Here is a 9,249-nt window from a genome sequence, read left to right as displayed (position 1 = left end):
CTTAAAATTCAGCTTTAATTGCATTCCTGACCAGAAAACTGATGTCTAACGGTTTGACTTCGTTGGTCAGCTCACCCATTGACAGGAAATCAGCACCGCATCCTTTGAAGCCTGCAATAGTTGAAAGGCTGATTCCGCCGGATGCTTCGACCTTGATATGCGGAGGAACAATCCTTTTGAAATCATGAATCAGATGCGCATTCAGATTGTCGAACATGATCACGTCAACATCGGCAGCGACTGCTTCTTTTAATTCGTCAATCGTTTCAATTTCGACTTCAATCGGAGTCAGCGGACCGATGTGTTTTCTGATGTTTTCAACGCAATTCCTGATGCCGCCGGCAAGCGCAATATGATTGTCCTTTAACATGACCGCACCGCTCAGATCAAAGCGGTGGTTATGTCCGCCGCCGATCATTACGGCATATTTGTCAAACATTCTCAGCCCGGGGGTAGTTTTTCTGGTATCACAGAGCTTGATTGAATCGTCGTCCAAAAGGTCAGTTGCCTTTCTGGTTTTCGTGGCAATTCCGCTCATGCGCTGCATCATGTTCAGGCAGACCCGCTCACCGTCCAATAACGTTCTGACACTTCCGGCAGCTTTTCCCATCACAGTACCCTTTTTTACGAAATCACCGTCTTTGACGCAGGGGTCATAAACGGCATCTCCGCCAAGAAGTCCGTAGACCATTCCCGGAATCTCCTGTCCGCATGCGATTCCGTCTTCTTTGGCAATGAACGATCCGGTCGTTTCAACGTCTGGGAGGTAAGCAGTGCTCAAATCACCGAACCCCAGGTCTTCCTTCAAAAATTCAGCTAGTTTTTCCCTTGCAAGCAGTTCATTCAGCATAATCTTGTCCGTCCTTTGAAAGATTTTCGTCAGGCAATGCCAAAACGGCAATTGCACCGATAATCAACGAAACCATGAAGAGAATGAAAATCAAATTGATTGAAACGCCTCTGTCCATTAGGAATCCGACCAAAAGCGGTCCGACAACGGCACCGAAACGGCCTGTTCCTTCCGCAAGTCCGGTCATCGTACCGCGTGTTTTCACGTGGTACAGGCTTGGCGTCAAGGCGATGATTGCACCGTAAGCGCCAAGGTTGAAGAATGACAGGACGCAGCCTGCGATGATTGTTGCGGAAACAGACACTGCATTTCCAAACATCACGGCGCCAAGAGCGGTCCCCAGCATGTAAATTGAAAAGATATAACGCAATCTGACGCGCCTGGTCAGCCATGCTGCGCCAAAATATCCGGGAAGCTGCGCAACAACCATCAGCGTCGTATATCCGAAGCTTGAAACAAAGCTGTTTCCTTTTGAAACAAGAATGCCTGGCAGCCACATGAACATTCCGTAATAGGAAAACATGACCATGAACCATGCCGTCCAAAGCAGGGGAGTGCGCCAGGTAAAGGCCTGCTTCAAAGCATTGAAGTCGAACTTTTCCTTCGTATTCTGCTTAACGTCATCGCTGTCTGAAACGTGTTTCCTGATTGCGACCACGAAAAATCCAGAGCAGGCAGTCACAATCAGGAGTCCGCGCCAGCCTAGAAGTCCGCTCAAAGCATATGACAGTAAGGCTGCGACAAGCCAGCCGACGGCCCAGAAACTGTCTGCCAGAATCAGCATCATTGAACGTTTTCTGCCGCTGTACAGTTCCGCTATATAGGTTGCGGCCACCGGAAGTTCGCCCCCGAGTCCGGCACCAACGATGAAGCGGACGATCAAAAAGGGCACGAACCCTTGGGTAAAGGCCAAAACGACGTTTCCGAGCGAAAAGAGCAGCAGAGAAGCAATCAGTGTTTTCTGCCGACCGACCTTGTCAGCCAGGTGTCCGAACAAGAAACCGCCGGCGATCATTCCGATTGAACTGACGGAGCTTACCAGTCCCGTCTGGGATTGTGTAAGTAGCCATTCTTTTCTGATCAGCGGCATGACGAATGAAAGAAGTCCGACGTCCAGGGCGTCGAAGGCCCAGGCCGTTCCGATGATCAGGAAAGTCGAAAGGGGATTGAGATTGCTTTTGTTTTGTGTAGCATCCATGATATTGAATTCACCTCATAAGCTTTTTTGCTTCATTTAAGTATCAAATACTTTAATAAGTCTAAAAATAAATGTATTTCAGACTTTTATCTGCGCAAATAAAAAAGTCGTTAATACTTAAAAACAATGATAGAACAAAGTATCCGGATTTTCAAGCGAAAGTTCAGATTTGCTTAAGACTTGGGGCAAAGTATCGTCTGAGCTTGACTTAATAAGCTTTGTGAAGGAAAATGAAATGAGGAGGTGTCAGCCTTGGAAAAAGAATGGCTTGAACAATTTAAGCAGTATCTCAAAGTTGAGCGTCAATACTCCGAGGCAACGATTACCTCGTATTTTGAGGACTTAAACGAATTCTGCCGTTTTCTTGATGAAAGCGGCGGTTTAAAATCGTTTAGGGAAATCAGCAATATCGATGTTCATGCGTATATGAGCTGGCTTTATGACAGAGAACTCAAGACGACAACCGTTTCACGCAAGCTTTCAAGTCTGCGTGCCTTCTATCGCTTTCTTGTCAGAAACGATAAAACCGATCAGAATCCCTTTGCATATGTTTCCTTAAAGCGACATCCGAGACGCCTGCCGCACTTTTTTTACGAAAAGGAAATGAATGCGCTGTTTCAGGCCGTTTGCGGGGATGAACCCCTGACCGTTCGTGACAACGCATTGCTTGAGGCCTTGTATTCAACGGGAATGCGTGTCAGCGAATGCGTCGGATTGAAGATGCATGACATTGATTTTCCGATGCGTTCGATTCTGGTTCACGGAAAAGGCAAAAAGGATCGCTATGTTCCGTTTGGAAGATATCTCGACGATGCGTTGAAGGCTTACTTCGAAAAAATGCGCACGCCGGTCATGGAAAAATATCAAAGGGAACATGACTTTGTCTTCGTGAATCATTACGGAGATCAGCTGACGCCAGCCGGAGTCAGTTACATTCTGGACAGAATCGTTGAAAAAAGCAGTTTGACGACGACGATTCATCCGCATGAGCTCAGGCATACGTTTGCGACGCACATGCTTGCGAATGGAGCCGATCTTCGTTCGGTTCAGGAACTGCTGGGACACAGCAGCATTTCAACGACTCAAATATACACGCACGTTACGCCTGAACATCTTAAGCGGGACTATCGAAAATTTTTCCCGCGCGCTTAAAATTACATCTTTGCTGGAGGAATTAAAATGGCAATTTCATTTCATGCTACAACGATTTGTGCCGTCCGCCACAATGGCAAGACGGCCATGGCAGGCGACGGACAAGTCACGATGGGCGAAAAAGTTATTATGAAGGGAACGGCTCATAAGGTCCGCAAAATATATGACGGCAAAGTCGTCGTTGGATTTGCCGGATCCGTGGCTGATGCCTTCAACCTGGAAGACCGTTTTGAGAAGAAACTCAATCAGTACAGCGGCAATCTGCAGAGGGCAGCGGTTGAACTGGCACAGGAATGGCGCAGCGATCAGGCTCTGCAGAAACTGGAGGCATTGCTGATCGTGATGGACAGCAGGAATCTGCTGCTTGTTTCCGGATCGGGCGAAGTAATCGAACCCGACGACGATGTTCTGGCAATCGGATCAGGCGGAAACTATGCCTTGGCCGCTGCAAAGGCCATGACGAAATATGCTGACGGAATGTCGGCAGCCGAAATTGCCAGGGCCGCAATCGGCATTGCCGGCGACATTGATATTTTCACGAATCACAATATTATTTGCGAAGAACTTTAAGGAGGAACTGAATTTGACAGGACATGAAAAAACTCCAAAGGAAATCGTAGCCGAACTCGACAAGTACGTCGTCGGGCAGTCAAAAGCCAAAAAAGCCGTTGCGATTGCCTTACGCAACCGCTATCGCAGGATGCAGCTTCCTGAGGACATGCAGGAAGAAATCACGCCAAAGAACATGATGATGATCGGACCGACAGGCGTCGGCAAGACTGAAATAGCCAGACGTCTGGCCAAAATCGTTGATGCTCCGTTTATCAAGGTCGAAGCTACAAAATTCACGGAAGTCGGCTACGTCGGCCGCGACGTTGAATCGATGGTCCGCGATCTGGTTGAGGTCGCCTACAAGATGGAAGAAGATGAAATGTTCAAGGGCGTGCGTGGAGAAGCAGTGGCAAGAGCCGACAAACGCCTGGTGAAGCTGCTGGTTCCCGCTCAGAAGAAGCAGGAAAAGATGTCGCAGCAGCAGGCATTTTCAAAGATGATGAGCGATATTCAAAGCGGAAATTACGCAAATCTCTTCAGTCAGCAGGAAGAACCGGAAGAAGTGACCGACGAGATTGCCGACAGGCGCATGTCTGTTGCCGAAAAGCTTCGTCAGGGGTATCTTGAAAACGAAGAGATCACGATTCAGATGGATGAGCCGAGTTCTCCGTCCGGAGCAGCCGACGGAATGCTCGGTCAGATGGGCATCGATCTTTCAGACACGCTTGCGCAGATTACGCCGAAGAAAAAGGTCACCAGAACGGTAACCGTCAAAGAGGCACGCGAAATTCTGGTCCGTGAAGAATCGGCCAAACTCGTCAATACATGGGACATTGCCGATGCCGCAATCAAGCGCGCCGAAAATACCGGCATTATCTTCATCGATGAAATAGACAAGATTACTTCCAAGTCAAAGCAAAACTCCGGTGAAGTTTCACGCGAAGGAGTTCAGCGAGACATCCTGCCAATCGTTGAAGGGTCTGCAGTCAAAACCAAATACGGCATGGTCAGAACTGACCATATCCTGTTCATTGCATCCGGTGCATTTGCAGAATCAAAGCCAAGCGATCTGATTGCGGAACTTCAAGGCAGATTCCCAATCAGAGTCGAACTTGACGATCTGCAGAAAGAAGATTTCATAAGAATCCTGACAGAACCGAAAAATGCGCTCGTCAAGCAGTACATTGCCCTGATTGGAACGGACAACGTTGCCGTGACGTTTACGAAGGAGGCAATCGAAAAAATCGCTGAGATTGCCTTCAAAGTAAATCACGAAACCGAAAACATTGGTGCCAGACGTCTTCACACGATTCTTGAAAAACTTCTTGAAGACCTGCTGTTTGAAGGACCTGACATGCATATGGGCGAAATCACGATCACTGAAGCCTATGTTGAAGACAAGGTCGGATCGATTGTTGCCGACAAGGATCTCAGCCAATATATTCTTTAGAAGGGAGGCTTTGATAAATGACCGTCATACTTGAAAACGAACATATCAGAATCAGCATCAATGAACATGGTGCAGAGCTTTCAGAACTTGTCTTGAAGAAAACAGGCGTCAATTATCTCTGGAGCGGGGACGCAAAATACTGGGGCAGACATGCACCAGTATTGTTCCCGACGGTCGGAAAGTTGAAAAATGACGAATACTTTATCGACGGCAAAAGCTATTCCATGCATCAGCACGGATTTGCCCGCGACATGGATTTCGAGGTTGAGAAAAAGCAGCAGACAAAGGCCGTCTTCGTTTTGAAATCAGATTCCAAGACAAGAAAAGCCTATCCGTTCGACTTTGTTTTGAAGATTGCCTACACTCTGTCTGAAAACACCGTTGAAACCGCATATACGGTCGAAAATCCAAACGGTCAGGAAATGCCTTTCGGAATCGGGGCGCATCCGGCTTTTTCAACACAGCTTCAAACCGGAGATGAATACGATGATTACGTCGTTGAAATTGCGGGGCAAAAACCACGCCGGTTCCTGCCGTTAAATGCAGAGGGATTATTCGATTTGGATAAAGCCGGGGAAAAAGACCTTTTTGAAATCAACGTATCAAGAGAAGCTTTCAGCAATGACGCAATCGTTTTCTGCAATGACGGAGAACCGGTTGAAGTGACCCTGAAAAGCAGGAAACATGATCACCAGGTTAAAGTGACATCAGACGATACACTTGCCCTGGGCATTTGGTCATGCTATCCGAAAGACGGACAGTATGTCTGCCTTGAGCCTTGGTGGAGCATTGCTGACACTGCCGATACGACGCAGGATTTCAGAAAAAAATACGGAATCAAGACGCTTGCGCCAGGCGAAACGTTCAACGCTTCATTCAGGATAGCAGTCAAATAGCCCAAAAAAGCCCGCCGGAAAGGCGGGCTTTTTGCTATTTGTCTTCTCTTTGTTTTTTTCTGTAAAGCAGGCCAAAATGAACCATGTTTTCCGTTCCGTTTTTGATGCGTTCAATGTTGCCCCAATGACGAATGAAAATGAAAATCGTCAAGGCAAGAGCAACAATCGTCAGAACAGGATCGTTATAAAACAGCGAAACGACCGTAATCAGCGTAAAGCCGACCATACTTGCAACGCTTACCATGCTTGAAACATAAAGCGTGATCAGGAAAATGACCCAGGCAATCAAAAAGAACTCGGGATTATAGACCAAGAGCACGCCGACACTCGTTGCAACGGCTTTTCCGCCTTTGAATCCGGCAAAAACCGGAAAGACGTGCCCGATAATCGCCGAAAGACCGATCAGCAGAGCGTTGACATGCATACCAAACATCATCGGAAGCAGGGCCGTTAAAGTTCCCTTGAACATGTCCATCACCAGAACAATGATTCCTGCCTTTTTTCCAAGCACGCGAAACGTGTTGGTCGTACCCATGTTTCCGCTGCCGTAATCGCGAACGTCCTTGCCGTACATCAATTTGCCGATCCAGACACCGGAAGGAATCGAACCGAGCAAATAGCCAATGACGCACATTGCAATGATTTTCAGAGTATCTGTATCCAAAACAACTCCTCCTTCTAGTACAGACCTTATTTTAACCCCAAAGACTGTCTTTGCGCAAATTTACTTTAGCTTTGGCGAATTCAAGTTCGCTTCCACTTGCCAAAACTTTTATTTTTGAGTTAGAATAAAATAGTTACAAATTTTTAGAAAGGGTCGAATTTATGGGTACTGAAAATTATAGCGATGATTCCATTCAGGTCCTGAAAGGACTTGAAGCTGTCAGAAAAAGACCGGGGATGTACATTGGTTCGACTGATGCCAAGGGGTTGCATCATTTAGTCTACGAAATCGTTGATAACGCGGTTGATGAGGCACTCTCTGGATTTGGAAAGGAAATTGACGTGACGATTCACAAGGATGATTCGATTACGGTTGTCGACAACGGTCGAGGTCTTCCCGTCGGAATTCATGCGATGGGGATTCCGACCGTTGAAGTCATTTATACGGTGCTTCATGCCGGCGGAAAATTCGGTCAGGGCGGATACAAGACTTCGGGCGGACTCCACGGGGTCGGTGCTTCCGTCGTCAATGCCCTGTCTGAAAAATTGACCGTAAACACCGTTCGTGACGGAATTGAATATGAAGAAGACTTTATCGACGGCGGACATCCCGTCGGAACTTTGCGAAAAATCGGCAAAACTAAAAAACAAAGCGGAACGACCGTCACGTTCAAACCTGACAGGAAGATTTTTTCAACGACGCATTTCAATTATGACACGCTGGCTGAACGACTGCGCGAATCAGCGTTTCTGCTGAAGGGCGTCAGGATTGTCCTGACCGATGAAAGAAGCGATGACCAGGACGTCTTCTTATTTGAAAACGGAATTCAGGAATTCGTTTCCTACCTTAATGAAGAAAAAGACACGCTTGGGAACGTCATGTACTTTGAAGGCAGGAAAGACGGCATCGAAGTCGAGGTCGCCGCTCAGTATAATGACGGCTATTCCGAAACAATCATGTCGTTCGTCAACAACGTCCGCACAAAAGACGGCGGAACTCACGAGGCAGGAATGAAATCTGCCTGGACCAAGGCTTTCAACGAATATGCAAGAAAAGTCGATTTAATCAAGGCAAAAGACAAGAATCTCGAAGGAAGCGACGTCAGAGAAGGTCTGGCCTGCGTGGTTTCTGTCAGAATTCCAGAAGAACTGCTTCAATTCGAAGGACAGACAAAGGGCAAGCTCGGCACGCCGGAAGCAAGAGCTGCCGTTGACGGAATCGTCAACGAACAGCTTGGCTACTATCTGATGGAAAACGGCGATTTTGCCAAGGAGCTCGTGCGCAAATCACTGAAGGCAAGAGAAGCAAGGGAAGCAGCCAGAAAAGCGCGCGATGAAAGCAGAAACGGCAAGAAACGTCACAGAAAAGACCGGCTTCTTTCAGGCAAACTGACACCGGCTCAGTCAAAGAATGCCAGGAAAAACGAGCTTTTCCTGGTCGAAGGCGATTCTGCCGGCGGATCTGCCAAGCAGGGACGAGACCGTAAGTTCCAGGCAATCCTGCCCTTGCGCGGCAAGGTTTTGAATACGGAAAAAGCGAAGCTCCAGGACATCGTCAAAAACGAAGAAATCAATACCATGATTTATACGATTGGTGCCGGAGTCGGGACCGAATTCAACATCGAAGACGCAAATTACGATAAAATCATCATCATGACCGATGCGGATACCGACGGCGCGCATATCCAGACGTTGCTTTTGACGTTCTTCTATAAATACATGCGACCGATGATCAATGCCGGAAGAGTCTACATTGCGCTTCCGCCGTTGTACAAGCTGCAGAAAACGGTCAAGAAGAAGACCGTCGTCAAGTATGCCTGGACGGATGCCGAACTCAAGGCGGCTGAAAAGGAAATCGGCAGGGGATTTACGCTTCAGCGCTTCAAGGGGCTGGGCGAGATGAACGCCGATCAGCTTTGGGAAACGACCATGAACCCTGAAACGAGAACTTTGGTCAGAATCAGGATTGAAGACGATGCATTGGCTGAAAAGCGCGTTTCGACCCTGATGGGGGACCGGGTCGAACCAAGGCGAAAATGGATTGAAAAAAACGTCAAGTTTACGCTTGAAGAAGACGGGAGCCTGCTTGATACTGCCGTTGCCTCATCTGCGCATGGGGATGCTTCAAGCAAAGAAGACCAGGAAATTGCACAAAAGAGTCTGTCACTGTTCGATGACGACTTGGATGAAAGCATTTAAGAACAGGAGGGCTATTTTTGACGGAAGCAACACATTCAAATATTCAGGAATTATCGCTTGAAGCCGTAATGGGCGAACGTTTCGGACGTTATTCCAAATATATTATTCAGGAACGCGCCCTCCCTGACATTCGCGACGGATTAAAACCGGTTCAGCGCCGCATCCTGTTTGCCATGAATGAAGACGGCAACACGTTTGACAAGCCGTTCCGAAAATCGGCTAAATCAGTCGGAAACGTCATGGGCAACTACCACCCGCACGGTGACAGTTCAATTTACGAAGCGATGGT

9 protein-coding genes are annotated in these 9,249 nt (G+C 47.7%); 6 read left to right on the top strand and 3 right to left on the bottom strand.

Features of this window, described 5'->3' with window-relative positions; genetic code table 11:
* Position 1 precedes the first annotated feature (1 nt).
* Both nadC and V7Z60_RS05780 read right to left on the bottom strand, forming a co-directional pair.
* Positions 2-850: a carboxylating nicotinate-nucleotide diphosphorylase gene (gene nadC, locus V7Z60_RS05785; RefSeq protein ID WP_334116899.1), complete on the bottom strand. Its 849-nt coding sequence runs from the start codon at positions 848-850 to the stop codon at positions 2-4.
* A complete protein-coding gene (locus tag V7Z60_RS05780) occupies positions 840-2,048 on the bottom strand; it encodes an MFS transporter (RefSeq protein ID WP_334116898.1) in 1,209 nt (402 codons plus the stop codon). Before V7Z60_RS05780 ends, nadC begins: the two co-directional genes overlap by 11 nt.
* Before the next feature lie 252 nt (positions 2,049-2,300).
* On the opposite strand from V7Z60_RS05780, the gene xerC reads away from it, so the two are divergent.
* Genes xerC through V7Z60_RS05760 form a run of 4 tightly spaced genes read left to right on the top strand, consistent with a single transcriptional unit; the run spans position 2,301 to position 6,098 of the window.
* Positions 2,301-3,200 carry a tyrosine recombinase XerC gene (gene xerC, locus V7Z60_RS05775; RefSeq protein ID WP_334116897.1) on the top strand — a complete coding sequence of 300 codons (900 nt, stop codon included), beginning with the start codon at positions 2,301-2,303 and terminating at the stop codon, positions 3,198-3,200.
* A gap of 27 nt (positions 3,201-3,227) precedes the next feature.
* Positions 3,228-3,770 (top strand): ATP-dependent protease subunit HslV, encoded by a 543-nt coding sequence (gene hslV / locus V7Z60_RS05770; protein ID WP_334116896.1) that lies wholly within the window; start codon positions 3,228-3,230, stop codon positions 3,768-3,770.
* A gap of 13 nt (positions 3,771-3,783) precedes the next feature.
* Positions 3,784-5,202 carry an ATP-dependent protease ATPase subunit HslU gene (hslU, locus tag V7Z60_RS05765; RefSeq protein ID WP_334116895.1) on the top strand — a complete coding sequence of 473 codons (1,419 nt, stop codon included), beginning with the start codon at positions 3,784-3,786 and terminating at the stop codon, positions 5,200-5,202.
* Positions 5,203-5,219: 17 nt separating this feature from the next.
* On the top strand, positions 5,220-6,098 hold the full coding sequence (locus tag V7Z60_RS05760; protein ID WP_334116894.1) for an aldose 1-epimerase family protein: 879 nt from the start codon (positions 5,220-5,222) through the stop codon (positions 6,096-6,098).
* A 34-nt stretch (positions 6,099-6,132) separates the two neighbouring features.
* Here the strand turns inward: V7Z60_RS05760 and plsY are convergent, their stop codons facing one another.
* Positions 6,133-6,732: a glycerol-3-phosphate 1-O-acyltransferase PlsY gene (gene plsY, locus V7Z60_RS05755; RefSeq protein WP_334116904.1), complete on the bottom strand. Its 600-nt coding sequence runs from the start codon at positions 6,730-6,732 to the stop codon at positions 6,133-6,135.
* A 191-nt stretch (positions 6,733-6,923) separates the two neighbouring features.
* On the opposite strand from plsY, the gene parE reads away from it, so the two are divergent.
* Complete coding sequence (parE, locus tag V7Z60_RS05750) at positions 6,924-8,960, top strand: DNA topoisomerase IV subunit B (protein ID WP_334116893.1); 2,037 nt, start codon at positions 6,924-6,926, stop codon at positions 8,958-8,960.
* A gap of 68 nt (positions 8,961-9,028) precedes the next feature.
* Positions 9,029-9,249, top strand: a 221-nt coding sequence (locus V7Z60_RS05745) for a DNA gyrase subunit A (RefSeq protein ID WP_334116903.1), incomplete at its 3' end; no start/stop codon positions are given.

It is taken from the genome of Ligilactobacillus sp. (assembly GCF_036846325.1).
Classification (GTDB): Bacteria; Bacillota; Bacilli; order Lactobacillales; family Lactobacillaceae; genus Ligilactobacillus.
This window is presented reverse-complemented; position numbering and strand designations above follow the sequence as displayed.